At 40.3% G+C, this 23,420-nt stretch carries 20 protein-coding genes; 9 read left to right on the top strand and 11 right to left on the bottom strand.

Annotated elements, in window-relative coordinates; translation table 11 throughout:
* Positions 1–89: 89 nt before the first annotated feature.
* From AOM43_RS11510 to AOM43_RS11495, 4 genes are all read right to left on the bottom strand, one after another.
* Positions 90–551, bottom strand: a complete 462-nt coding sequence (locus AOM43_RS11510; RefSeq protein ID WP_059360380.1) for a hypothetical protein — start codon at positions 549–551, stop codon at positions 90–92.
* Between the two features lie 182 nt (positions 552–733).
* A complete protein-coding gene (locus tag AOM43_RS11505) occupies positions 734–991 on the bottom strand; it encodes an FmdB family zinc ribbon protein (protein ID WP_059360378.1) in 258 nt (85 codons plus the stop codon).
* A gap of 67 nt (positions 992–1,058) precedes the next feature.
* Positions 1,059–2,741, bottom strand: coding sequence for a chaperonin GroEL (gene groL / locus AOM43_RS11500; RefSeq protein ID WP_006340603.1), 1,683 nt, complete (start codon positions 2,739–2,741; stop codon positions 1,059–1,061).
* A gap of 36 nt (positions 2,742–2,777) precedes the next feature.
* Positions 2,778–3,071, bottom strand: a complete 294-nt coding sequence (locus AOM43_RS11495; RefSeq protein ID WP_006340602.1) for a GroES family chaperonin — start codon at positions 3,069–3,071, stop codon at positions 2,778–2,780.
* 233 nt (positions 3,072–3,304) lie between these two features.
* Here AOM43_RS11495 and AOM43_RS11490 point away from each other — a divergent pair, with 233 nt between their 5' ends.
* Positions 3,305–4,087, top strand: coding sequence for an esterase/lipase family protein (locus tag AOM43_RS11490; RefSeq protein ID WP_036745971.1), 783 nt, complete (start codon positions 3,305–3,307; stop codon positions 4,085–4,087).
* Here AOM43_RS11490 and AOM43_RS11485 read toward each other — a convergent pair.
* Genes AOM43_RS11485 through AOM43_RS11460 form a run of 6 tightly spaced genes read right to left on the bottom strand, consistent with a single transcriptional unit; the run spans position 4,084 to position 9,403 of the window.
* Entirely contained in the window at positions 4,084–5,070 is a 987-nt protein-coding gene (locus AOM43_RS11485) for a metal ABC transporter permease (protein ID WP_006340600.1), read from the bottom strand. The two genes, AOM43_RS11490 and AOM43_RS11485, sit on opposite strands and share 4 nt — an antisense overlap.
* A 9-nt stretch (positions 5,071–5,079) precedes the next feature.
* Positions 5,080–6,423: a metal ABC transporter permease gene (locus tag AOM43_RS11480; protein ID WP_059360376.1), complete on the bottom strand. Its 1,344-nt coding sequence runs from the start codon at positions 6,421–6,423 to the stop codon at positions 5,080–5,082.
* Positions 6,424–6,432: 9 nt separating this feature from the next.
* Positions 6,433–7,224: a metal ABC transporter ATP-binding protein gene (locus tag AOM43_RS11475; RefSeq protein WP_006340598.1), complete on the bottom strand. Its 792-nt coding sequence runs from the start codon at positions 7,222–7,224 to the stop codon at positions 6,433–6,435.
* The gene (locus tag AOM43_RS11470; RefSeq protein ID WP_059360374.1) at positions 7,208–8,245 is read right to left on the bottom strand and encodes a metal ABC transporter solute-binding protein, Zn/Mn family; all 1,038 of its coding nucleotides are present in this window, start codon (positions 8,243–8,245) and stop codon (positions 7,208–7,210) included. The genes AOM43_RS11475 and AOM43_RS11470 overlap by 17 nt, the downstream gene beginning before the upstream one ends.
* Positions 8,232–8,558, bottom strand: a complete 327-nt coding sequence (locus AOM43_RS11465; RefSeq protein ID WP_013924208.1) for a DUF971 domain-containing protein — start codon at positions 8,556–8,558, stop codon at positions 8,232–8,234. The genes AOM43_RS11470 and AOM43_RS11465 overlap by 14 nt, the downstream gene beginning before the upstream one ends.
* Entirely contained in the window at positions 8,555–9,403 is an 849-nt protein-coding gene (locus AOM43_RS11460; protein ID WP_013924209.1) for an Mrp/NBP35 family ATP-binding protein, read from the bottom strand. Before AOM43_RS11460 ends, AOM43_RS11465 begins: the two co-directional genes overlap by 4 nt.
* A gap of 767 nt (positions 9,404–10,170) precedes the next feature.
* Between AOM43_RS11460 and AOM43_RS11455 the strand changes: the two genes are divergently transcribed.
* Positions 10,171–10,698: a hypothetical protein gene (locus AOM43_RS11455; protein ID WP_006340594.1), complete on the top strand. Its 528-nt coding sequence runs from the start codon at positions 10,171–10,173 to the stop codon at positions 10,696–10,698.
* A gap of 220 nt (positions 10,699–10,918) precedes the next feature.
* Positions 10,919–12,472 (top strand): NTP/NDP exchange transporter, encoded by a 1,554-nt coding sequence (locus tag AOM43_RS11450; RefSeq protein WP_006340593.1) that lies wholly within the window; start codon positions 10,919–10,921, stop codon positions 12,470–12,472.
* A 265-nt stretch (positions 12,473–12,737) separates the two neighbouring features.
* On the opposite strand, the gene AOM43_RS11445 is transcribed toward AOM43_RS11450, so the two are convergent.
* Positions 12,738–13,178 (bottom strand): hypothetical protein, encoded by a 441-nt coding sequence (locus tag AOM43_RS11445; RefSeq protein ID WP_006340592.1) that lies wholly within the window; start codon positions 13,176–13,178, stop codon positions 12,738–12,740.
* A 90-nt stretch (positions 13,179–13,268) separates the two neighbouring features.
* On the opposite strand from AOM43_RS11445, the gene metK reads away from it, so the two are divergent.
* From metK to AOM43_RS11415, 6 genes are all read left to right on the top strand, one after another.
* On the top strand, positions 13,269–14,435 hold the full coding sequence (gene metK, locus AOM43_RS11440) for a methionine adenosyltransferase (RefSeq protein ID WP_006340591.1): 1,167 nt from the start codon (positions 13,269–13,271) through the stop codon (positions 14,433–14,435).
* On the top strand, positions 14,425–15,810 hold the full coding sequence (locus tag AOM43_RS11435) for an NFACT RNA binding domain-containing protein (protein WP_059360371.1): 1,386 nt from the start codon (positions 14,425–14,427) through the stop codon (positions 15,808–15,810). Before metK ends, AOM43_RS11435 begins: the two co-directional genes overlap by 11 nt.
* 181 nt (positions 15,811–15,991) lie before the next feature.
* On the top strand, positions 15,992–17,038 hold the full coding sequence (locus AOM43_RS11430) for a polysaccharide biosynthesis/export family protein (protein WP_006340589.1): 1,047 nt from the start codon (positions 15,992–15,994) through the stop codon (positions 17,036–17,038).
* Between the two features lie 11 nt (positions 17,039–17,049).
* Positions 17,050–20,001 (top strand): coiled-coil domain-containing protein, encoded by a 2,952-nt coding sequence (locus tag AOM43_RS11425; RefSeq protein ID WP_059360368.1) that lies wholly within the window; start codon positions 17,050–17,052, stop codon positions 19,999–20,001.
* An 86-nt stretch (positions 20,002–20,087) separates the two neighbouring features.
* Positions 20,088–21,332 (top strand): polysaccharide pyruvyl transferase family protein, encoded by a 1,245-nt coding sequence (locus AOM43_RS11420; protein ID WP_059360366.1) that lies wholly within the window; start codon positions 20,088–20,090, stop codon positions 21,330–21,332.
* A 615-nt stretch (positions 21,333–21,947) separates the two neighbouring features.
* On the top strand, positions 21,948–23,336 hold the full coding sequence (locus AOM43_RS11415; protein WP_059360603.1) for a flavin monoamine oxidase family protein: 1,389 nt from the start codon (positions 21,948–21,950) through the stop codon (positions 23,334–23,336).
* The last annotated feature ends 84 nt before the right edge of the window (positions 23,337–23,420 follow it).

Raw genomic sequence — 23,420 nt, 5'->3', positions numbered from 1 at the left:
TCTCACAAATCAACGAATCCATCCAGTGGAACAGTAAATAAAAATTGCCATGCAGTAACAGGCATGGTGAAACCTTTGATTGGTGGAAATTAGCTCAGGACAGTGATATTCCGTGCCTTTAATTCTCGTTCTAATTGATTGATGTGGGAAGAAAGAGACTCTCTTTCTTCCCAAAATTTTTTTTCTTCCCCCTTAGATTCGGAGAACCAATTATTTAGTGACGCATCAAACCAGAACAAACCAATCACAGGGATAATGCATTTTGCGAGTAATCGCATATATTCTAACGTGAGAAAAAGTTTATCTCGTGAATCAAGTCTTTTCTGTTCGTGTTTGAGACGAGTTAAATCTTCTACGGTAAATTTGGTGCTTGTGTTCATATACAGTCGATTAAGAGTGATACCCTGTGCATTTTTTGTATGGCGCCAATGATAGTTTAAAGAAATTGCGTGCACCGTCGCTTTAACTGCCAATATAGGTTGAGCGGCAATTCCCACGATGGGGTGAGTCACAACAAAAACAGAGGCAACGATAGCTACTTTTAGATCCATATAAAAACCTTTATTTATTTGATAAAACACATTATAAATAATTGATTTTAAAGTGTCAATCTCAATTCAAGGTAAATTAATGTAGATTAATTAGTTTTGGATCTATAAAAGATTTGATTGAATTATCGAGATGCTGGTAATAAGAAAGCTTGCTGAAATGTTACATTTCAGCAAACTAAAGGTTATGAATTACAGCTTAACTGATCTTTTCCGCACGGACAGCAGCCACCTTCTTGTTTAGAAGATGTGTGTTTACCAGGGCCGTAGTCGGTATAGTAAAAATCTTTTCCTCTGATCATTAGACTGCTTCCTCCTCCGGGACCTCTTCGCAGGGTATCTTGCGAGCATGCAGGGCAGGTGACGAGTGGTTCCGCCGTAATTTTTTGGCTAGCCTCAAAGTTGTGGCTGCACTGTTGGCATGTATAGTCATATGTTGGCATACATATATTCCTTTTGATAAAAAAAAGAGGCATCTTTTGATGCCTCTGGAAATATTCGAAAAGAGGGTTACATCATGCCCATACCGCCCATGCCACCCATTCCCATACCTCCCATTCCACCCATGCCACCCATACCGCCCATAGCGTGCATGTCTGGTTGCTTGGATTTAGGTTCTGGTTTGTCAGTAATGACGGCTGCGGTTGTCAACAAGAGCGCTGCGATAGAGGCAGCATTTGTCAAGGCGCTTTTTGTAACGCGTACCGGGTCAATAACGCCTGCTTGGACGAGATCGCAGAACTCATCTGTCAACCCATTGTAGCCATGAGCTCCCTGTGCTTCGAAGATTTTCTCTGCAATGAGGTTGCCTTGCTTACCGCAATTATTGGCAATTGCCGTAGCTGGTGCAAATGCTGCAGATTTAATAATGGCTATGCCGGTGGCTTCATCACCAGAAGCTTTGAGGTTGTCAAGAGATTTGACTGCACGTAAGAGAGCAACGCCTCCACCAGGAACGATCCCTTCAGCTACAGCTGCACGTGTTGCGTGCAATGCATCTTCTACGCGTGCCTTTTTCTCTTTTAGCTCTGTTTCTGTCGCAGCACCGATATTGATGATCGCAACTCCACCAACCATTTTTGCCAAACGCTCTTCGAGCTTTTCGCGGTCATAATTGGAAGTTGAAGGATTTGCAATTTCGGCTTTAATTTGATTAATGCGATCTTGGATTAAGCCGGCATCTCCCATTCCATCGATAATGGTGGTTTCTTCTTTCGTGATTTTGATTGTTTTGGCTCTACCGAGGACGGATACATCTACTTCCTCGATTTGCAAACCAACTTCCTCAGAAACAACTGTAGCACCCGTTAAGATCGCAATGTCTTGAAGCAAGGCTTTGCGACGATCACCAAATCCAGGAGCTTTTACTGCACAAACAGGTAGACCTGCTTTGAGTTTATTGACAACCAGTGTCGCTAGAGCTTCGCCATCGATATCTTCTGCGATAATCAAAATAGGGCGAGCGCCTTTTTCCATGGTTTTTTCAAGGATGGGAATCAAATCTTTTGCGGATGATAATTTTTTATCTGTCACGAGAACAAGTGCGTTTTGCAGTTCAACAGACATATTTTCAGGGTTTGTGATGAAATAAGGGGAGACATATCCTTTATCAAATTGCATCCCTTCCACAACATCTAACGTCGTGTCAATCCCTTTTGCTTCAGCAACTGTAATGATTCCATCTTTGCCAACTTTTTCCATTGCTTTTGCAATGATTTCACCAATTTCTGGATCATTGTTAGCAGAAATGCAAGCAATTTGTTGGATTTCTTGAGAAGTATTTACAGGGGAAGCTAAAGCGGTTAGTTCTTTGTTGAGAACCTCTACAGCGCGTTCGATCCCTTTTTTTAGGCTCATCGGATTAGCTCCAGCTGTAACACTTTTCAGCCCTGCGCTATAAATTGCTTCGGCTAACACGATAGCAGTTGTTGTGCCGTCGCCTGCAATATCGGATGTTTTGGAGGCAACTTCTTTGACAAGTTGAGCTCCAATGTTTTCGAATTTATCTTTTAAAGAAACTTCTTTTGCAACAGTCACACCATCTTTTGTTGAAAGCGGGGAACCAAAGCCACGGTTAATGACAACGTTGCGCCCTTTTGGGCCAAGTGTCACTTTGACAGCTTTTGCTAAAGTTTTGAGCCCTTTAGAAATGGATTTGAGGGCTTCTTCGTTAAATTGTAATAATTTTGACATGAGTCAAACTCCTGTAATGAATGGTAAAGGCTCGATTTATGCAAAAACGCCTAGGATGTCATCTGCGTTGAGAATGAGATAAGTTTCTTCATCTTTAGGACTTTTAACTTCTGTTCCTGCATACGAGCTAAACAGCACACGTGCCCCTACTTCGAGAGAAACAGGTTCATGTCGTCCGTTTTCGTTGATTTTACCAGGCCCTACAGCAACAACGATCCCTTCTTTGGGTTTTTCTTGGGCTGAATCAGGAAGTAAAATTCCTCCTTTTGAGGTGGATGCTTTGGTACGTTTGACTAAAACACGATCTGCCAATGGTTGAATATTTGCCATGATTCATTGCTCCTCTATACAAAATGTTTTCTTGTCTTTTACAAGCTAGATTGCAAGTGGAAGGGTTTCAAAAAGGCCTACTCACTTGAAGTTATAAAGCGTATGAATAAAATTGATTTATGTCAAGAGTGGAAGATGCTGTTTTTAGCAGATTGGGGTATGGAGTGCCAATATATAAAAGTTGACTTTAATGTAGGTAACTTGTTAATTCATTCCCAATCGAGGTGTATTTTATGATAGCAATTAACCCATATCGATTCCCAGAAAGTTCTATGAAGTTCTCTTCATTTCAAATTGTGAAAGATAAATTAAGTGTTTTGGTCGATTATATTCGCGCTTTTGTGAAAGATCTAGGGGCATTTGTTCTCCGCGTTGTTACCTATCCTTTTTCTCTTTCAGATAAACGCCCTAAAGTTGTTAAAGAAAAGACTCCCATTTTGTTCTTACATGGATTTGCCGATAGAAGTTCTGCTTGGATTTTTTATCGTTGGTATTTTGCGCGAAAAGGCTATTCTGTCCACTTCTTAAATTTTGGATCGCCCTTTCATTCGATTGAAGAATACGGGGCAAGGGTTAAAGAAAAGGCGGAGCAAATTGCCAAGGAATCAGGAACGGATCAATTAAACATCGTGGGTCACTCGATGGGTGGATTGGTGGCATCTTACTATGCGACAGATTTGGCACCGGCAGCGAGTGTGAAAAAAATTGTGACTCTTGGAACCCCTTTAGTCGGCACAAAAGTGGCCTCACTTGGAGTCGCTCTACGATTAGGAAAATGTACAAAGCAAATGCTATTTCAATCTCCATTTGTCCTTGACCAAAACCAAAAAAATGAAGCAAGTAAAACGCAGTTTTACCATTTTGCAGGGGTGGGAGATTTATTTATTCAACCCAATGACTCGGCCTTAGGCTTAAATAGAAATGCGACACACGTCAATTTTCGAGGCATGGGGCATATATCCTTTTTGTACTCTCGAAGGGCTTTAAAGCAAGTGCTGAAGGCTTTAAAAGCTTAATTCTGTTCCCTTATAATCCGTGAGCTTCGGCTGTTTGTGTAAAACAGTGCGCAGATGAAGAAGAGCGCTGTGATACACACAACAATCCCGCCTGTTGACAAGGCGATATCGTATGCTGATAGGACGTGACGTGAAACAGCCACGCCAATCAAAGAGGCTAGAATTCCCATTCCGACAGCCAATGCGAGCATGACTTTTAAACGCGCGGTTAGAAGTCTGGCTGTTAAAGGGGGGCCTGTAATGAAAGAAAGGACCATTAAAACACCGACTGCACGAAATGCCCCAATAATGGTAATCGAAACCAAGGTCATTAACAAATAGTTAAAGATGGTCGGAGAAATACCTAAGGCATGTGAGAGGTTAGGGTCAAAAGTCGTGATTTTAAATTCTTTAAAAAACAACCACAGAACAATTAAATCAATGATGAGGATAAGCCCTGCTAAGTAGCTGTCTTCAAGGTGCAAGGCATCCACATTCCCCATCACCACTTCAGTGCCGATGTGTGCATTACGAGTCAAAACCGTTACCAAAATAATCCCCGCTGCGAATAGGGTGGTAAAAATAATTCCTGTACTTGCGTCTTCTTGCATTTTGAGTGTTTTGGTCAGAAATTCTGTTAGAAAAACGGTCACAATACCCATGATAAATGCGGCAAGCAGCATCACATGCAAATTGATGGAGATATCTTCCGCTATTTTTCCTGAACTGAAGAAGGTGTGAGAGAGGAAAAAAGCTCCCACAATTCCAATTAGAATGGTGTGAGAGAGAGAATTTGCGAGCATGGTCATTTTTCTTAAGACTAAAAAACACCCTATAAGCGCTGCAGCTGCTGAAATTTCGATCAGAACGATCATTTGGATCTCATCACTTGCCAGTTGATTGAGTGAAAGCTGGCCCGTTGCGAACAGAAATAGGCGAGTAATCAGCGTATAAAAAAAGTCGAGAAATAGATTGCCTGAATAAGGATTCAGTGTGTTTTCCATAAGTTTCACCTAAAAAGAAGGGCTTGGGGGAATGGGCTGATGATGAGGATCTTTTTTGGGGTCTTTTAAAAGCAACGTTAGCTCTTTTTCCAGTTCGGGGGTGAGAATGTGTTCCATTTCTTCCGCGCTGCGGTGTACTCTTTCTGATCCCATTCCTAAGTAATCTGCTAAATAGACTTCCCACAGGCGATGTAAGCGCACAATTTGTGCGGCGCGCGCTTCACCGTCGACAGTTAAGGCATAGGCATTATGGTGATATTGCTCAACCCAACCATTGTGAATAAGCCTCATGAGGCAGAACCACAAGTAAATACGTGAAGCGCTTTGAAATTCAAAAATGGTATCCAAAGAAAAAGGTTGTTTGCCCCTTTTCTGCCACATGGCTTTCAGCAAGTTTTCGCTAATGCAGCGATCTTGAAACAAAAAAATACGTATTAAACGGAGTAAATATCCTCTTTCGGGGGCAAATAAGAGAGAAAAAAGACAAATTACGGCTCCCACTAGAACGATCATTGGCCCTGTTGGAAGAGAGATACGTGCTGTGGGGTATTTTTGAGCAAAATAGGTGCTGCCCTCGACCGAAAAATAGTTGCCAAAGAAACCACTGATTAAAGCAAAGCAACCAGCTAGCATAAACATATGGCTCAGTTTATTCGTATACTGACGGGCAGATGCAGCTGGGATGACGAGCATTGCAGACATCAAGACAACACCCACAGAACGAATTCCCGCAACAAGCGCAAGTGCGATGAGGATGAATAGGCAGGCATCGATTTTTTTAATTGGAATACCTAAACTCTTCGCATATTCCCGATCAAAAGTGATGATTTGCAGTTCTTTATACAAAAATGCTAAGAGTAAAACGACAATTAAAGAAAGAATGGCATATAAAATGACATGGTAATCGTTCATCGTGGCGGCTTGGCCATATAAATAACTTTGGCTTTGTTTGTAAAAAGAAGGCGAAGCAAACTGTAAATAGCTGGCCAGCGTCACCCCAACACCAAAGAATGTTGCAAGAATAAAACAAAGGGCTGAATCGGTGCGGATGTTCCACTTATTTTCTAAAATTTGGATGCACCACAAACTAATTAATGCTGTTATAAAAGCACCCAAGATAATTAAAGTTGCTATTTGCAATTCGTGATCTTGCTCTAAAGGGATGATAGCAGCAATAATCACTCCAAAAATCACCCCTGGATAGGTGGCATGAGAAAGTGTCTCTCCAATCAAAGACTGTTTGCGTAGAAAGACTATAACTCCTACAAGAGCAGCGGAAAAACTCATGAGCATGCATCCGATAGTGGGTGCACGTAAAACAGGATCTAAAAAGAATGAGACGAATGTATGCACAAAGTTCCTTTAAGACATTCCGGACGTTTTCTGTTGTGAAATTTTCAACGCCTCATCAAATAAGGCGTAGCTTTTCCCGTAGGCTGTATTAAGATTTTCGGGTGTAAAAACATCTTCTGTAGGACCAGCTGCAACGAGTCGCATATTCAGTAGAATAATCCAGTCGAAGTAGCTACGAACCGTATTCAAATCGTGATGCACAACGAATACCGTTTTCCCTTGGTCTTTTAATTGATGGAGAAGATCCATAATGATTCTTTCAGTAGCCATATCGATTCCTGTGAATGGCTCATCCATTAAATAGATATCAGCATCCTGCACAAGAGCACGAGCGAGAAAAACTCTTTGCTTTTGCCCGCCCGAAAGTTGATTAATTTGCCGATCAGCAAAAGTCGACATTCCTAGAGTATTTAAGTGATGCTCAGCAGACATTTTATCGGATTCTTTTGGGCTATTCCATAAGCCAAGGCTTCCGTAGCGCCCCATGAGCACAAGTTCTCTGACAGTTATGGGAAAATCCCAATCGACTGTTTCTTTCTGGGGGACATAAGCAACCTTTAAGCGCACCTTGTCTAGGGGGCTACCTAGAAAAGAAATTTTTCCAGAAAGTGGTTTCAAAAGTCCAAGACATGCCTTTAATAGCGTTGTTTTGCCTGCCCCATTTGGTCCAATGATTCCGACTAGTTGACCTGTGGGAATGTTTAAGGAAACATCCCAAAGAACGGGTGTTTTGTCGTAATTGACAGTTAATTGGGTTGTTTCCAAAGCATAAGGATGTTTAGGATCAGGGGATTTTGACATGGCAAGACTCTTGGATATGGATAGAGTATTCAGGGGCATCTGGATAAGCAATCAGATAATGTTTAATTGTGCGCGCATTGTGCTGGATCATTTTAATGTATGTATCTCCATCAGAACCAGGAGGTCCCATGGCATCCCCATACAAGGGGACCTGGGCCATGATCAAATTGAGGCCATGTTCTTTTCCTGCATACACGATTTTGCGGATAGAATCTTTGCTGACATTAGATTCTGGGAAAAGAACGTGAACTTGGTAATTTTTTAAATGGTCGATCACGTTTTGGATATCTACAGCACTCAATTGACTATCTGGGGCCAGGCCTTCAGGAGCTGCAAAACGGTGCTTCCATTTATGGGAAGATAATTCACCTTCTTCAGCAAGGTAGGCTCTTGTGAAATAATTAAAGGCATCATGGCTAGTGACTAGGAATCGTTTGGGGCAAGGAATTTCCTGCATATCCTTACGAATTTCTTGGTGGACCTCTAGCAAGGTTTTTTGTAAGGTTTCTGCCCGCTTACGATAGATAGGGGCATGTCTGGGGTCAACTTCAGAAAGTTTTTCTGTAATAAAGGGAATGGTTTGGGCCCAAAGAGACATGTCCATCCAGATGTGGGGATCAAATTGCCCATTTTCTTGCAAAATCACAGAAGGATTTTGACCTAAAATTTTGTTGCCCAAGGGAATAGCTTTAGGACTTTTTTGCAAATATTGTTTCAGGCTAGGCCCATGCTCGAGCTCTAATCCATTCGAAAAGATTATTTGGGCCGATGTGAGCTTTTCATCATCCCCTTTGACTAATTGATAAGAGTGAGGGTCGAGCTCTCCAGGAATTAAAATACGCGTATCTATATATTCCCCTCCAATCGTTTTCACTAAATCATTAATCATCGCAGTTGTAGAAAGCACGGAGATTTTCTTTTTTTGAGAGGCGTCAGAATGATTTGAATGCGGTTTTTCAGAAGCACACCCCCAAAGCATGAAGCTAAACAAGCACAACAAAAGAAGACTAGGTGGTTTCATTTTGGGTCCTTAAGTGGAAAGCATGAAGAAAATCGTAGCAATAAATGCCATTTGAACATCCTGAAGAAAAGCGAATTTGGAGAGCATATCTTCCTACGCTGGTAATTTTAAGCGCGGTGAGATTGTCTGGACTATTTTGGGGTAGATTTAAACGCTCTTGATTGGCGTCATCCCAGCATCCCGCACAAGGGCAGACGCGTTGAAGGTCAGATAAGCGATAGTTCATGCGATGTCCATCGTTCCATTCAATTGAGAATGTGTGATTATCCTTTTGCTGAATCGAGCAAATATATAATGCGGGTGTATGTGTCATTTAGCCATTTCCTTCCAGTTCAGTTCAAAATGAGAAAGTCCTTTTTTGCTATTTTCTTTGAGAACTTGCACATGGTCGACGAGTTGACCCGCTGCATGTTGAAAAGACTGAGCACTAGAGGATAAAGGGGTTTTAGAAAAAAGCGAAGACCCTTCATCTCCACTGCGGCAAATCTCCGGATCGATTGGGATAGACCCTAGAAGAGGAGCGCCTATTTCCGTCGCTAATTTTTTGCCTCCACCCTCTCCAAAAAGAAACCGTTTTTCTTGAGAGCTTGGATCTACATAATAGCTCATATTTTCAATAATGCCAATTAAAGGGATTTTGACTTGATTAAACATATGAATGGCTTTTCGAACATCTAACAAAGAGATTTCTTGAGGCGTGGTAACGACAATTGCACCTGTTAAATTGGCCTGTTGTGCCAATGTAAGTTGAATGTCTCCGGTTCCTGGAGGGAAATCCACTAAAAGATAATCGAGCTGTCCCCAACTGACATTTTGGATAAATTGTGTGATCACATTATTGGCAATGGGAGCTCTTACCACGGCAGCTTCGTTTTCGTGTCTAAAATAAGCGATAGAAATCATTCGAATCCCTTGGCAAAGGGCAGGGGTAATCAAGGCATCTCGCTGGGTGGGAAGGCGATCCTCCGGAAGCATTTTGCGAATGGAAGGACCGTAAATATCGGCATCGAGAATCCCAACTTCGTATCCTAGTCGTTTCAAGGCCAAAGCCAGATTGACTGTCATTGTCGATTTTCCAACGCCACCTTTACCTGCAGCGATTGCAATCACATTTTGAATAGAAGGAGTTTTTGTGTTGTCAAACATTTGGATTGGCATGATGAAATCCTTTGTGGAGAGCAAAATATACAAAATTAAAGTATACAAGATGTAATTTTACCTGATTTACCCTTTCCTATCAAAATATATTAGGGTGCTTTTTGAAACTTGCTGCGTATTAAAGGGGGAGTCTAAATAAATGGGAGGAAGAGAGGGCTTTTATCATTTTAATTTAGGAAAAAATACAGGCTTATCTTCTTCCAATAAACAGGGTGCAAATGAAGTCGAATTTTTTATTTGCTAGAAAAAATTTGAAGAGTAACAAAAACCTTCGATTATTTAGTTAAGGTGTGCAATCGCTTAAATATGATGAAATGTTGGTGAAACGGATTAATGGATCATTAAAGTTTGAAAATTGTTCATACTCGGACAATTGAATTATTTCTAAGTTTTCCTTGAATTTGTGTTGCATAAAAATCATATAACTCTTTAAGTTCCTAATTTACTAATTTGAGTATAGAGGAAAAGCCCTCTGTTTGTGATTTAAGCCTTATTTCACTGAGAGAAAACAGCAAATAAGATGCGGAAGTTTTGGATACTCAGATCATGAGATTTATAAGAGTTTGTGAAAAAGAGATGAATGCAAAAATTGTAACAACCGAACAATTGATTAATTAGGCATTCATTTTCTCTAAAAGCGAATTCGAATCGTAAAAAATTTCTTTTTATTTTTATAATTACTCAGTTTTTCAGCTGAAAAATTGAAAAGCCAAAGCGCTTGATTTTAGACATTAAATTGAATCGATATAACAATAAGGAAGGTAGAAATGACTCAAACATTAGAGAGAGAAAAAGTGAAAGTCGACGCCAAGCAAATCGAAGCGTTGATTCATGCTGCGGTAAGAAAAATAGCGGGAGATAAAGAAAATGACATTTGCCGTTATTTGCCTGTTGATACAGGAGGTTACATTCACCATTTTACAATGCGTAAATTAAAAGTCGAAGATCCAATCGAGTTAGCAGGTTTAATCCAGAAATACATTATCGATCCTGAGGCTCCTGCACTCGTGACTCCAAAACCAAGAGCTGCTAGAGGTTCAAGAAAACGTCGTGATCAATTCCAGTTTTCTAAGCAAGACATCGAGCGGATGTTAAATATGGCGCGTTTGGCAGGAGACAAGGACATGGTTAGAAAACTAACACCTAAAAAAGATCTCCGCACAATTAAAAGAGAATTAATCGCTTCTATTCGCCATGGAAAAATTGACCCTGAATTGTGGAATTTGTATGTGGAAGTTATTACAAGTCACCATAACCAAATGAATGCAATTCCCACTTCTACAGCTTTGGTTTAAAAAGAGCGTTGAATAGTTTTTACATTTGATCCACGAAAGCACTCTTATTTAGGAGTGCTTTTGTCTTTTTATAGCTTTACTTTTCAAACATTTTTCTTGCCTTTTTAATGGAAAGAGTTTAAATTCTTAAATTTAGAGAATAAGTTTATCGCATAAAACGAACATTCGTTTTGTAGATAATTAGAATTGAAAAAATATGAACTAGTTTGAGGTTGATTTTATGACAAATGAATCCAAGCCAGAGTTTGGACCGTTGCGCTCCTTTTTTTGGCCTGTGCATAACTACGAGTTGAGAAAACTCTTGCCGATGTTTTTGATGTTTTTTTGTATTTCTTTTAACTATACAATTTTAAGAGATACTAAGGATACATTAATTGTGACTTCTTCTGGTGCAGAAGCGATTCCATTCTTGAAAGTTTGGGGCGTTGTACCTGCAGCCATTATTTTTATGTTGCTTTATGCAAAATTAAGCAACATCCTTAGCAAAGAAAAACTTTTTTATGTCACAATCACTCCGTTTATTGTTTTCTTTGCCCTGTTTGCTACAGTGCTTTATCCAAATAAAGACTTTTTGCATCCGACAACTTCAGCAGAATACATTCAATCTTTCTTACCAGAAGGCTTGGGTGGCTTAGTTGCTTGCTACCGTAACTGGACATACTCTCTTTTCTACATTCTTTCTGAATTGTGGGGAAGCGCTGTTCTTTCCTTGATGTTCTGGGGCTTTGCAAATGACATCATGAAAATCACAGAAGCAAAACGTTTTTACACTTTGCTAGGATTAGGAGCAAACGTGGCATTGCTCGTTTCCGGTCCTGCGATTATGTACTTCTCTGATATTCGTAAACATCTTCCAGCTGGTGTAGATGCATGGCAAGTTTCCCTTAACTACTTAATGGGATCCGTTGTTCTTGCAGGTGTTTGTGTGGTGGCTGTTTACTGGTGGATGCAGCGTAACGTGATGACAGATCCTCGTTACTATGATCCAAGTGATGTAAAACAACCTAAAAAAGCAAAAGCTAAAATGTCTATCATGGAAAGCTTCGCATTCTTAGGTAAGTCCAAGTACATTCTATGCATCGCAATCTTAGTGATCTGCTACGGGATTTCAATTAACCTTGTAGAAGTAACCTGGAAGAACCAGCTTAAATTGCAATATCCTAATCCAAATGAATATAACACATTCATGGGAGCCTTCTCTACATTCACGGGTGCTATCACGATCATTATGATGTTCGTTGGTGGATACATCGTACGTAAGAAGGGATGGGGATTTGCAGCGATGACAACTCCAACTGTATTGCTTCTCACAGGCTTAGGATTCTTCTCCTTCGTGATTTTCCGTGATTCTCTACAGGGATACATCGCAATGTTGGGAACAACTCCATTGATGCTTGCTGTTGTGATTGGAATGATCCAAAACATCATGAGTAAATCGACAAAGTATTCCTTGTTCGATCCGACCAAAGAAATGGCTTATATCCCTCTTGACCAAGAGTCAAAAGTTAAAGGGAAAGCGGCTATTGACGTGGTAGGAGCTCGTCTTGGAAAATCCGGTGGTTCATTCATTCAGCAAGGTCTTCTTGTGTTCTTCGGAACAATCAGCGCAATTACTCCATATGTTGCAGTTGCAACAATTGCAGTAATCGTTGTATGGATGATCGCAGTACGCTCTCTGAATAAGCAATTCGTTGCTTTGACAGGGGAAACTATTGCGAAGCCTGCAGTTCCTGTGGCAGCAGTTAAAGCCGCAACAGAAACAACGGCTGCATAAGCTATCGCTTCCGAAAGGGATCGTAAATTAAACCGGCTATAAGCTTGTCTTATAGCTGGTTTTTTTTGACCTGCTATTTTCAATTACGTGATAGATTGCCTTTTTCTTTCTAAATTTCACATTGATAAAAAACGGATTAAAATTTTTTAGAAAAGATGCAAACGAGGTCTATTTTTTTGACTGCGAATGGATGTGTATGTGGTTTACCAACCATCTTATTATCATTCCAATCATGGGAACACAGGACCCTTCAGGATGCTGCCCATTATAGAGATTTGGCACAGAATCTGAGGAGCAGCCAGCTGAATCCTCCGATTCCCAAAAGCATCAAAAGACCCATTCCTAGCTGAGATTGGTTTTCAACATTCATCTGTTTTGCCTGATTTAAAAAATATTGGCGTTGCCCATTGGTCAATGTGACTACAGATAAAATTCCATCTAACTCCACGATTTGTTCTGTGTTAGGCAGGGCGAGAAAGTTTTCGATGAAAATTTGCTTATCCATTTTATTTCCAATGCAACAAGACTTGAGATTGGGTTCTGCAGCAAGAATCCATCCCCCTTGCGGGTTTTCATAGAGAAAACCGCGGATTTTGATCGCTGTTTGATCACTTAATTGGGCTATTTGGTGAAATGTGGCGGGTTCTGAACTCATTAAAAGGGGGGTATAACAAAGAAAAATTAATAGTCCTAATTTCTTAAACATGCATTTCTCCAATTGAAATAATAACTGCTCTTTTTCTATAGTTCTCTTTCAGCAAACTTCGTTGCCACCAGCATTGCATATAGGATCTTAATGGGAAATTATTTATTCACTTCCGAGTCTGTCGCTGTCGGGCATCCTGACAAAATCGCCGATCAAATTTCAGATGCTATTTTAGATGCCTGTCTAGAGCAAGACCCTCTTTCTAGGGTCGCTTGTGAAACCCTTGTGACATCCGGTTTGGTGATGTTAGCCGGTGAAATTACCACAACCGCCAATGTTAACTATCAGGATGTTGTGCGGCAAACCATCCAAGAGATTGGCTATCATGAAAGTTTCCTAGGATTTGATTTTCGTTCTTGTGGAATTTTAACTTCTCTCCACACGCAATCTCCTGACATTGCCCGAGGAATTCATGAAGAGACGCCCGATGAAATGGGTGCAGGAGATCAAGGTTTAATGTTTGGCTATGCTTCGGATGAAACGGAAGAGCTGATGCCATTGCCCATTGCTCTTGCACATGCTTTTGTAAGGGAATTGCGCAGACTCAGAGTTTCCAAAGAATTGCCTTATCTGCGGCCGGATGGAAAGACACAGGTGACTGTTGAATATGATGAACATGACCAACCTGTACGCGTACATAATGTGGTGATTTCAACGCAACATTCGGCAGATGTCGATAATCAAACCATTTATGAAGATATGACGCGTATGGCGTATCGTATTGTTCCGCCGAAATTTATTGATAACAAAACCCTTTTCTTTATCAATCCGACGGGCCGATTTGTTTTAGGCGGGCCTGTAGCTGATACAGGTTTGACAGGGCGAAAAATTATTGTCGACACATACGGAGGTATTGCTCGTCACGGTGGAGGCGCTTTCTCAGGAAAAGATCCCACAAAAGTAGATCGCTCTGCTTGCTATATGGCTCGGTATATTGCGAAAAATATCGTTAAAGCAAAACTAGCCAAACGTTGCGAAGTCCAATTATCCTATGCCATCGGGGTGTCGCAACCCACAGCTTTGCATGTGCAAACTTTTGGAACCTCTAAATATAGCAGTGAACAGCTTGAAAAAGCGATTCATGCGGTTTTCCCATTGACTCCTCATGGATTGATCGAAATGCTCGATCTGCGACGGCCCATTTATAAAAAGACGGCTTTTGGCGGGCATTTTGGTCGAGAAGAGCCTGAATTCACATGGGAGAAAACGGACCAGGTGCATGCTTTGCAAAAGGCAATCGAAAAACATGTCCCTTAATCGAACAGAGATTGCGCATCTAATTGTCGAGTTGCAATGTCTTCAGGGAGCTCAAATTTTAGATTGCATTCAAAAAGAAGCCCGACAGCTATTCCTCGTTTTTAAAACAACAAAAGGGTCTATCTTGACCCTTTTGTTGGGTTTCCAAGAGCCTTTCTTACGCTTTCACTTGACGTCGCAAAAACAGCGTGTAACTCATGGTGAGCTGTCGCGCAAACTTTATTTTTTCTTGCAAGACAGCTATGTCATGAAGATCGAACAACTCAATGATGATCGTATCTTGCAAGTGACCTTTCAAAAAGAAAAACAGCTTTATCGTTTGGTAGGCGAGTTTTTTTCTAAACGTCCTAACCTGTTCTTGCTTGATTCTCAAAATCATATCTTGGCAAGCTTGAATTCTGTTTCAGCAGGTGTTTATATTGTACCTTCGCTTCGTCCACCGGATTCATCCGCTCCAAATGCTCCCATTTTATCCAGTCAAGAAATTGAAAGCCGCTATCTTGTACTTGAGAAGGCTGCGGTTTTTCAAAAAGAAAAGCAATCTCTGCATCGGGAGATTAGAGACAAAATAAAAAAATGTGAGAAATATAGGCTCAAACACACCCAAGAATTGCAACAGCTTGAAAAATGGAAAGATTTCCAAGAAGAAGGTGAGTTGATTCAAGCGAACTTATTTCGTATAAAAAAGGGCATGGCTTCATTAGAAGTGGAGGACTGGTTTCATGCAGGGCAATTGCGCGTCCTAACTTTTGATATCCATGAAGAACCTGCCGAACGCATTGCTCAGCTGTTTCGACAGGCAAAAAAAAGGAAGGGTGGGATTGAGCGTTGTCAGGCTCAACTTATTCAAGCTTCTATTGATTTGGAGCAATGGGAAAGCGCTTTAGTCCTTGCAGAAAAAGCTGTGATGGAAGTTGATTTACAAAATATCCGTAATAAATGGCTCCTTCACCGCCCAGCCGAAAAACAAAAGGAAACAATTGCCCTTCCTTTTTTTGAATATCAGTCTGAAGTCGGCTTAAAAATTTGGGTGGGAAAAGGGGCTAAGCAAAATGAACGCTTAACCTTTTCTTATGCAAAAGGATCTGATTGGTGGTTGCATGTCCGTGATTTCCCGGGTGCGCATGTGGTGATCCGCGTTGCAAAGGGACAACGACCAGATAGGGAATCTTTAAAAGATGCCTTTCAACTCGCATTAGCCTATAGCAAAGCTAAAAATCAGGGAAAGGCCGAAATTCTTTTGACCCAATGTAAACATGTGTCTCGTTTTGGTCGTAAAAAAATTGGGCAGGTCCATGTCTCTTCGCACGAAATTTTTCTAGAAAGTTTTGATTCCGAACGTTTTCAAAAAATTAAGAACAGAAAAATCAAATAATTTCACTCATTTCAAGCTTCTTTTTGAATCATCTTTATCCACAAAAAACCTTTAGATTTAAGAGAGAATAGGTTAAATATGATGGATTGCGCTTTAGCCAAGCTCCATTCTTCAACTTTTCATTATATCCATTCTTTCGCGAAGAGCAATTGGCTGAGTCGTTTTTGAAAAGGAACTCTAGATGAAACCTCTCATGTTTTTTGCGTTATTAATCTGCATTGCAACTGGCTGTTCACGCCCATATTGCGATTATGCCATTGTGGGTGCAGATGAATTTGTCACGGATTCGTATAAAATTCGTGAAGGGAAATTTGGCATTTTAGAAATGGAAGGAATAGAGACCGGCTGTATTCCCCCTGAAGCAATGGAAGAGTATCAAGATGCCATTGCGGAAGATGACGTGTTAAATGTCGTTGTTTATCATCCGAAGCGAAAAGATTTGATGGAATCTTTTCAGTTCATTAATGACAAAGTGGGTGGATTCAGAGTTTATCAAGGTCGACTTGAGCTTCCGGATATAGAATCCGTCTATGTGGAAGGGCTTACATTAGAAGAAGCTCGCATGGAAGTTCAGGCACGCTTGAGCGAACATATCCAAGATGCAGAAGTTTTCATCGGTTATAAAGATCGTTTACTCAGAAAGGTGGAATTGGCAGGGCTCGTCAAAGTCCCGGCAGTACCAGTCGATGGAAAAATCCGGTTATTTGAAGTTCTCTCTAAAGCCAGTCCTCCTCCACAAGCCAACTTATACATGAGCTATGTTTTGCGCAACGGAATGCCCATGGCTGTGGATATGTATAAATTAATGAATACGGGAGATATGAGCCAGAATATCGTCATGAGAGGAGGTGATAAAATTTTCATTGCAAGTCCTTCTGACGCTACCGTGATGTTGATGGGAGAAGTTGGCTTACCGACAGCTGTGAGCCTTCCTTATGGCTTTATGTCTTTACGTGAAGCTTTAGTGGCTGCTAGAGGGATTCCCTATACGGGTGATCGACGACGCATTCAGGTCATTAGAGGCAACATCCCTTGTCCCAAAATTTACGTGCTATCTTGGGAGCACATTATTCACCTTCCCAACAACAGTTTACTCCTCATGCCAGGAGACACCGTGTATGTTTCAGAAAAACCAATTACTGCTTGGAACCGCTTTATCAACCAATTACTCCCAAGTTTTCAGGGAGTGCAAGCAGCTTATGGCGTTTATCGCCTAACAACAGATTAAGGTTTGTGCATATGGATCGGAATGAAGAGATTTTTTTAGTAACCTTTTCAGATTTCTGGGCGGCAATTAAAAAAGCCAAAAAAAAGCTCCTATATGGAGCTCTTGTATTTGCATGTTTAGCCTTTTGTTATGCGATTACACGGCCGATTGAATTTGCTGTAGAAGCATCATTCAAAGAGAAAGGAGCCAAAGATTCCGGCTTAGGCAGCAATGTATTTTCTTCTCTTTTAAGTGGAGGAGAGGCGGGCAAAAGTGAAGCTCTTGTGGTGATGAAATCTAATCGATTGCTTCAAGATGTGATTAGAGAGCACGGTATTCAAGCGGATTTGCGTCAAGAAGGGTGGACCTTTCCTTTGTTCAAACGGATGAAGAACAACCTTCGAACAGAATATGCCTATCTACGCAATCGCCTAGCTCCTGCAGTGAAAGACACACAAGAAAACCTTGTTGTGACAAAACTGCAATATGAAGGGGAAATTCCTCTTGTCCTGACACTCAAATTTTTAACAAATCATACGTACGAGATCACTGAAAGCCGATTTGGATTACTGGGAGAAGGTACTTTAGGTGAGCCATTTGCAAATGAAGCATTTCAAGTTATCTTAGATGGGGGCGCTGTTGAGCCTCTGATGGGTCAAGAGTATACATTGACAATTCGAGCGATCCGAAATGTTGTTAAAGACCTGTTTTCAAGATTAAATATCGAACCAGACACACAAAACCGCAGTATTTTGAAGCTCAAATATCTCTGTCCAAACCGACAAGAGGGGTGCAAGCATTTAAATACAGTGATGGCTTTTTACCAAGATTTGTTAAAAAAAGAACATCAACGTGTTTCGCAGGAGCAAATCAATTATTTGGAAAAAAGACGAGGGACAATGCAGTCTGGCTTGCATGACATGATGCAAGTTTTTGCCGATCGGGTATCCTCAGATGTGGTGAATACAGGCTTTACGAATACAGAAGAAGGAATGCGCTTTCTCGCGGAAGCACTCCAAAAGCACAAACAAAAATTACTTGATATCAATTTAGAGATTGAGCGATTGGAAAGAGCGCAGAATGGAAATATTGTTTTTCTCGACCGCTATGGTTCTAGCGATCCTCAAGTGATTAATGCCATACTATCTGAAATCCGCAATCTCAAACAAGAATGTGATGGGCTTAACTTAGTGGTACGTCGTAATTCTTCGTATCAAGATCAAGAGCAGCGGGGTCTCTTTTTAAAGCAAATTCAAGAACATGAATTAGCCCAAAAACGTGTGGATGAAGCTAAATGGATTTTGGCACGTTTAGAAGAGAATAACATTCAAGAGATTAAAATTCAGCAATTAGACAGTCCAGATTACTTTGTGAGCCTATGGAATAGTAAACTTCAGGAAGCTTTTCAACGTTTTGAGAGCTGTTCTTTAGAAGAAAGTGCTTCTCGAGAGAAAGAATACAATAGTTGTAAAGATAACTACATGGCTTATCTGAATCAGTTAACACACTACTTTGAAGTCTTGGAAAATACATTGCATGAAAGAATCTCTCGGCAACAATTACCTCAAAAGCAGTTTCAAGGAATTAGTCTGTCCACAGCCAATTCATTGTATGTGCAGATAAGCACGGAAATGAGTCAGGCGGAAACTCTTTTGAAGCAACGTGATTTTATCATTGCTCAGTTGGAAGATGAAACATTTGAAATCAGTTCCTTAAGTTCAGTGTTAACAGATTCAGTTAGCCGTCAAATGATTGATCGGGCCAGCACACTGGCATTGTCTTTACAAGACCAAGCCAACCGAAGCGCGAAAGAGCAAACGCGATTAAGAGAAGAACTCGATCTTCAGAAGCAATTTTTAAAAGCCCACTTAAACCAAACGCAACAGCTCACCCGTTTGCAAATCGAGCTTCTCACAAGCAAGATTTTGGCCTTACAAAATGTGATTTTGGAGTTAAGCCAACAAAAAATCTCCGTTCTGGAAACAAATCTAGGAGATTTTATTCAAAGTCGTTTGGATAATTTGCACGAAGAAAATGATGCTGTGCAGCAGCAATTGAAGGATTTACAAGGTCAGTTGAAACAGTTACCTTCTCGTTGGATTGCGGAAAAGCTTGTAAATTTACAAATGGCATCTAACCAAGCTATGGTTGAAGAGTTAACACGTTTAGTGGAAACCAAAAATACGGCGAGCAATTTGGAAATTATTCAATCGGCACCTCTGGATTTGGCCGAGCCTCCTCTTCATCCACGACCACCTAGATTATTGTTGATGACCTTTCTTGGAGCTTTTCTTGGGGTTTTCCTTGTTGCAGGTCAAGTTGTTGTTGAAACAATTCTCCGCGGAATTCAGGCAAGCGAGGAGAATCTTACTGCCTCAGGTTTTGAAGTGTTAGGGCGTTTGTCTCCGACTTTTCAGGATCGTGGAAATCATCCATTGAATGAGCAAGACTTAAGTACACTGCGAAAAGCAGCAGCTTTTATCCACCCTGATAAAGAGCTTCTAGATAAAGAGAAAGTGACGCTATTCATTGAAGGAAATGGAGCAGAATATTGCCGCAGTTTAGCGAGTTTGCTTGCAAAGACAGGCTTTAAGATCTTAATTCTTCCTTTAACGCAAATGCCAGAAAGCTTAACTAGTGACGCGGGTTTAATTCCTTATCTTGAAACTGGGAAAAAAGCCCCAACAATTGTCAAGTGTCCATTTTTTGATGCTATACCGGCAGGTGCGAGCTCCCGTTATGAGGCAGAGCTCTTGACATCTTTGCGATTTAATCAATATTTGGAACCTCTTTTACTGGACTACGATTGGATTTTTGTGGTGAGTCATGCATCAGCCAAGAGTGGGGATGCCAGAATGCTACTCGGCCATTACCAACGTGCCATCATTAGTGTCACGAATGAAACAATTGATGATCTAAGAGACTGCTGTGCATTCATTTCCGAAAAGGATCCATCCATTCAACGTGCCTTTATTTTTTCTTAAGCAGATGCCATTTTACGATTAAGATTACTCGTAAAATGGCGTTCCTAGATTAGGCATTAGACTATTTTTTCACTTAAGAGGTTCATTTGTCTATTTTCCGAGTTCTTTTTCTTCTAAGCATTACTGCTTTTACTTCGGTTTATGCAAATCAAAAAGTAGTTCTCTTCAATGACACTTCTGCTTGGTATCATTGGGGATGCACAGGAACAAGTACAGCTTTAAAAGAAGGAATTCAGGAATTGGGATTCGACATACAAGCTGTTCCTATCAATGTAACCTATGCTCTAAAACAAGTTCCCCAGTTCGAAGAATTCAACGATCTCCAGAAATTTGATCAATTCTGTGAAGAAAACAGGGAGACCATTGAAGCAATTCAAAATGCTGTTGCTGTGGTGATTACAGGAGAAGGGACTATTCATGATTTACGGTCTGGCCCTAAAGCTCTTCTTTATTTAGCTCATATTTCTAAAAAGTTTTTTGAAAAGCACGTAGAGATCATCAACCATTCCGCTTATCCCAAGGACGATCCAGGTCTATCTGCTTGTTTTTTGGAAAATTTTGAAATTGAAAAGGAGAGGGCTGAGCGAGAATTAGAGCAAGCGCAAGCAATTTATAGAACTATATATGCCGAACTCGACTTTATTGCTATTCGAGAACCTGTTAGTCAAGATGAGATGAGAAAAATCAATATTGCATCTACTTTAAGTTTTGATTGCTTACCTTTATATATTAGAGATCATTACCGAACCAAAAAACGAATTAAGGAAAAAACACTTGTTATTGCAGGTTCGGCTGCTTTCTCTGAAACTGGGGCAGAAAAATTATGTCGCTATCTTGAAACTATAGCTGCAACAGGATTTGAGATTAAAGTTTTGATCGGTGCAGCAGCATTTCCATCAAAAGATGATCAATCATTTGTCAGTTTTCTAAAAACGCATTGCGAAGCTCCCTGGGAACTCATTAAAGCCTCTTCAATGGAAGAATGGCTAGATACAATCAATCAAGCAACTTTTCTTGTCTCAGGTCGATTCCATCATTCGATTGCAGCTTTTTGTTTGAATACGCCGTTTATTGCTCTCAATAGTAACACGCACAAGGTGCATGCAATCTGCGCTCTTTTAGGGCAGGCAGAGCCGCTTCTTTTCTCAGATCCAGAACTTTTTGATCACTTATTGTTAAGGACGAATGCCATTATTTCTTCTCCTAGTATTGACAACGACACGAAAGTGACAGAAATTTGCCAGCTTGCCGAAAAAAATTTTAACGGGCTTAAATCACTTGCTGAAGATAGATTTAGTAACTCAGCCTCTAAATCCTATTCATCCTTTTAAATTACTTATTCAGTTTTCTTGTTTTGCTTTAATTATGAGAGGCTTTCATAAAGAGTCCAAGAAATCCATCAAGTTTTTATCGTCGCGCCTATGCTTTTTTGTTTTTTTACTTCACGGCATGCCAATATCTTGGCCTTCATCTCAAGATCCACCTCAACATAGATATGCGTTGTATTAATAGAGACATGTCCAAGCCAAGCACGAAGAGTATTGATATCTGCGCCAAGTTGCTGTTGTATGTCTTATGGTAGGACTGACACGATTTTTGTCTAGCGAGGGAAATTCAGGGAGCAATTGATGGGATCTTTACGTCGGTGACGTTATTCTATGGTATTTTTATGACGCCAAAAAGTGCTATAAAGATGGAATAACTTTCTTTCTTCTATGGGTAAGAAACAAATTCCATTTGAAGATATTGTATTGGAGCTTTCGCAGTTGACCGACAAATTTTTGACGAGTAGATCAATGCAAAAGTCGGAATCTGTGAATAAACCCTGATAGCACGATGTATAGCGCTTGAGAACAATCAAATCCTTTGATACAACTGGATAATTTCTTGCCTATCATAATAGATTGAAGGAAGTTCTGATGTTTTTTTCAAGGATACTTTGCTTAATGGCCATCACTTTTACAACGACCTCTATTTTTGCAGAAAGTAAACCAAAGGTTGCTGTTATCGGAGCAGGGCTAGCCGGATTGACAGCGGCCTATCGACTACAGCAGAAGGGCATGGATGTAGATGTATATGAAGCGCGCGATCGAGTTGGTGGAAGGATCCTCACTGTAAAAATAGGCGATAAAATTGCTGAATTAGGAGGTCAAAGCATCATCGATGATGGCGAATCCTCCAATATCCTTTGTTTAATTGAAGAATTAGGCCTCGAGCTGGTCAAAAATAAAGCTAACCGTAACCATTCCTATTTTAATGGAAAAGAGCTGATTCCCGTATACCAACTTTTAAGCAAATCATTTAATCCAGAGAATCTCAAAACTCAACTAGACGATCTTTCCCAAACATCTAAGAATATGCGTGAGGTATTAAATGGAATTCTGGATGAAGAAGATCCTCTTTATAAGGTTTTGGCGGTAAGGTTAGCCAGCTATGAAGGTGCTCCTATTGAACAACTTTCGCCTCTTTATACGGAAACATTGTATGATATGCTTCTTGGTATAGTGTCAGCTAGTAAGAAAGAAAATGGAGAAGAAGATGATTTTACTAATCTTTTGAGCATTAAAGGAGGAAATGCCTTACTACCGGAAAAACTGGCTCAAATGCTTGTAGGAAAACTTCATCTGAATCAAGTACTCAAACAGGTTTCAAAAGAAGTAAATGATACATTTGTTCTTACATTTCAAAATGGTCAACAGATAACTGCGGATATCCTTGTATTAGCCATTCCCTGTTCTGTTTATGAAGACATTGATTTTGAAGAAAATGTTCTTCCATCAAAAAGGCTTGAGGACATAAAAAATGTGCAGTATGGCACAAACGCAAAAATCATGATTCCTTTTTCCAAAGCATTTTCAAAGAGAATCCGATTTAACAATGGGCAGGTGGGATGTCATTTTGATGTGAATTGCAATATTTTAACGCTACATTACATGGGCGAAGCAAGTCAATTTTCCACAGATACGATCCAAGATACTTATAAACAAGATTGGTCCATGCTCAAAACTGTTTTTGGGGATATATGCCCTTCTTTTATTTCCCCAGTGCTTGCAACAGATCACGTGTTTATCACTTATGAGGCTCCGGTTGGTTATAGTTGGCCAAACGACCCTTTTGCAAAAGGTTCTTATTCCTGCATTGGCCCGGGTCAAGAAAAGACATTGACTGCCATTAACGAGGAGCTTGGAGAGCAAGTTAAAAAGCTTTTTGCTCCAATTAACGAAAGGCTCTATTTTGTTGGCGAGCATGCTTCCATTTTAATAGAAGCACCAGGAACAATGGAAGCTGCTTGTGAATCAGGAGAAAGAGTTGCTCGTATGATTAATCATAAATGATTTTATTCGTTATAAATTCACTTGAACATTATTCCTGGTTGCCCCAATAAAAAATTTTTCCTCGTAATGTTCGTTTTCTTTGTA

Source organism: Parachlamydia acanthamoebae, from assembly GCF_000875975.1.
Taxonomy (GTDB): Bacteria; Chlamydiota; Chlamydiia; order Chlamydiales; family Parachlamydiaceae; genus Parachlamydia; species Parachlamydia acanthamoebae.
The sequence above is the reverse complement of the archived record's forward strand: the minus strand, read 5'-3'. Positions and strand labels throughout refer to the sequence as shown.

Excerpts from the sequence above, each read along its gene's own strand:
- AOM43_RS11510 (WP_059360380.1), bottom strand. The coding sequence starts at position 551 with ATGGATCTAAAAGTAGCTATCGTTGCCTCTGTTTTTGTTGTGACTCAC.
- AOM43_RS11505 (WP_059360378.1), bottom strand. The coding sequence starts at position 991 with ATGCCAACATATGACTATACATGCCAACAGTGCAGCCACAACTTTGAG.
- groL (WP_006340603.1), bottom strand. The coding sequence starts at position 2,741 with ATGTCAAAATTATTACAATTTAACGAAGAAGCCCTCAAATCCATTTCT.
- AOM43_RS11495 (WP_006340602.1), bottom strand. The coding sequence starts at position 3,071 with ATGGCAAATATTCAACCATTGGCAGATCGTGTTTTAGTCAAACGTACC.
- AOM43_RS11490 (WP_036745971.1), top strand. The coding sequence starts at position 3,305 with ATGATAGCAATTAACCCATATCGATTCCCAGAAAGTTCTATGAAGTTC.
- AOM43_RS11485 (WP_006340600.1), bottom strand. The coding sequence starts at position 5,070 with ATGGAAAACACACTGAATCCTTATTCAGGCAATCTATTTCTCGACTTT.
- AOM43_RS11475 (WP_006340598.1), bottom strand. The coding sequence starts at position 7,224 with ATGTCAAAATCCCCTGATCCTAAACATCCTTATGCTTTGGAAACAACC.
- AOM43_RS11470 (WP_059360374.1), bottom strand. The coding sequence starts at position 8,245 with ATGAAACCACCTAGTCTTCTTTTGTTGTGCTTGTTTAGCTTCATGCTT.
- AOM43_RS11465 (WP_013924208.1), bottom strand. The coding sequence starts at position 8,558 with ATGACACATACACCCGCATTATATATTTGCTCGATTCAGCAAAAGGAT.
- AOM43_RS11460 (WP_013924209.1), bottom strand. The coding sequence starts at position 9,403 with ATGCCAATCCAAATGTTTGACAACACAAAAACTCCTTCTATTCAAAAT.
- AOM43_RS11455 (WP_006340594.1), top strand. The coding sequence starts at position 10,171 with ATGACTCAAACATTAGAGAGAGAAAAAGTGAAAGTCGACGCCAAGCAA.
- AOM43_RS11450 (WP_006340593.1), top strand. The coding sequence starts at position 10,919 with ATGACAAATGAATCCAAGCCAGAGTTTGGACCGTTGCGCTCCTTTTTT.
- AOM43_RS11445 (WP_006340592.1), bottom strand. The coding sequence starts at position 13,178 with ATGTTTAAGAAATTAGGACTATTAATTTTTCTTTGTTATACCCCCCTT.
- metK (WP_006340591.1), top strand. The coding sequence starts at position 13,269 with ATGGGAAATTATTTATTCACTTCCGAGTCTGTCGCTGTCGGGCATCCT.
- AOM43_RS11435 (WP_059360371.1), top strand. The coding sequence starts at position 14,425 with ATGTCCCTTAATCGAACAGAGATTGCGCATCTAATTGTCGAGTTGCAA.
- AOM43_RS11430 (WP_006340589.1), top strand. The coding sequence starts at position 15,992 with ATGAAACCTCTCATGTTTTTTGCGTTATTAATCTGCATTGCAACTGGC.
- AOM43_RS11425 (WP_059360368.1), top strand. The coding sequence starts at position 17,050 with ATGGATCGGAATGAAGAGATTTTTTTAGTAACCTTTTCAGATTTCTGG.
- AOM43_RS11415 (WP_059360603.1), top strand. The coding sequence starts at position 21,948 with ATGGCCATCACTTTTACAACGACCTCTATTTTTGCAGAAAGTAAACCA.